The organism is Streptomyces sp. NPDC001093, from assembly GCF_040298985.1.
GTDB lineage: Bacteria > Actinomycetota > Actinomycetes > Streptomycetales > Streptomycetaceae > Streptomyces.
The window spans coordinates 1-1,725 of sequence record NZ_JBEPBF010000284.1 but is presented as its reverse complement, the minus strand read 5'-3'; the positions used below and the strand labels follow the sequence as shown (position 1 = coordinate 1,725).

General features: G+C 78.2%; 1 pseudogene. It reads right to left on the bottom strand.

Going from position 1 to position 1,725, the window contains the following annotated elements:
- A pseudogene (locus ABT288_RS49880) lies at window positions 1–1,197 on the bottom strand (hypothetical protein); the annotation flags it as partial.
- Between the last annotated feature and the right edge of the window lie 528 nt (window positions 1,198–1,725).

The window sequence follows — 1,725 nt, the reverse complement described above, 5'->3', positions numbered from 1 at the left end:
GCCGGAGGCCCGTGGCGGCGCCGTCGCGGGCGCGATCGGTGCGGTACGGGCGGCGCGGACCACCGGCACGAGCGGGGGGACGGCAGCCGGGGCGTACGGCTGCTCCTGGAGCGGTGATGCCTGCGGATCGGACAACGGCAGGCTGAGCGGCCGTACGGCCATGTCGCCGCCGGCGGTGGCGCGTTGGACGGGCGGAGCAGGCCGTACGACGGGTACACCCCGTGGGACGGGCGGGCTCGGCTGCACTCCGGGCACGGTCGGCCGGGTCCGCGATGGACCGGACGTACCGGAGGGCGGGTCGGCCGACCCCGACGCCACCGGACCGGCAGCGGCGCGCTGTGCGCGCGGCACTTCGGGACCCGGCACGGGCGAGGGCGCGGATGCGCTCAGCACAGGGTCCGGGGCCCGGCGCCAGGACGCGGCGACGACGGGTCGCTCGGCTGCCCGGGTTCCCGTGGGCGGCACGACGTCTTCCGGCGCACGGGTGTTGACGGTGAGCGGCCGTGCGGCGAGCAGGGCGAGGCTGCGGGGTGCGGACCGCCGCCCCTGAGCCGGGAGCGCTCGGCGCTGGATGACACCGGGTGTGTGCACACCGTCGGTGCCGGAACCCGGCCGGGCAACGGTGACCGAGCGGGCGACGACCAGCGGCGCCGGTCCGCTCACGCCCGCGTTGCCCGCCGCGGTGGCCCCACGGGCCGGCGTTCTACCGTCGGCCGAGGTCACGGCGCCTTCCGCCGTGCCCGCCGACGTCGGCGCCGACGCCTCGCGGGACGTGGACGCCTGGCCCGGTGAGGGGGACGGGCGTGTCTGCGGGGTCCTGCGCTGCACGGCATCGGTCGCGGAGGCGATCCCGGTGGAGCCGGGTTCAACGGCGGTGGAGGGCGCCGATTGCGGGCCGACCGGAGTGACCAGAGGCGCGGCGGGAACGTCCGAGGCGCTCGACGCAGGGAGCGAAACCCCTTGGACCACTGGTGAGTCGGGGCTCCCGCCGCCGCTCTCGGTGTTCGTCGCGCCCAGCAGCGGCGCGGAGGGCGTCCGGGCACCGGAAGCGGTCGCGGGCGTGTCCGTGACGGTGCGGTCCGGGCGCACCGGGGTGCGCTGGATGCGCGGGAGGGCCTCGGCGCCACCGGCGGTCGGGGGGCCCGCCGCCGCGCCGCCGGGGCCGGCCGGGGGTGTCGCGTCCGCGGTCGGCGGCATCGCGGACAGCGGCGCCCCGAGTCCACCACGGGCACGGGCACGGGTGACGGACGGCTCGGGAACGGTCGCTGCAGTACGGGGCGTTCCGGTCGCCTGAGCCTGAGCCTGAGCCTGGGTCTGGGTCTGGGGCTCGAGCCGCGGCCGGATCTGGTGCGCTGGGCGGATCTGGGGCGTTGCGGCGTTTGCGCCGTGCGGGCCCGGCGTGGCACCGGTACCAGGTGCGCTCGCCTGGCGCTGCACGATCGGGAGCGCCGGTCCGGCCGGCGGGTGTGTGCCGGTGCTCGGACCGGTCACCTGGGTCCCGTCGGTGGTCAGTGGCCTGGCGGTGGCGGGCAGTTCCGACAGGGGAGCGCCGAGGGGTGCCCGGCTGTCGGGGCGTGCCGGGCCGGCGGTGCGCTGCACGGGAGGCACGGGGTTCGGCGTTGCTTCAGCGATGGTTGCCGGCACCACGTCAGGGCCCGCAGCGGGGCGAGCGGCCGCGGGGTCGGGCCGAAGGACCGCGATGCGGCGCACCGGCGTGGCCGGCCG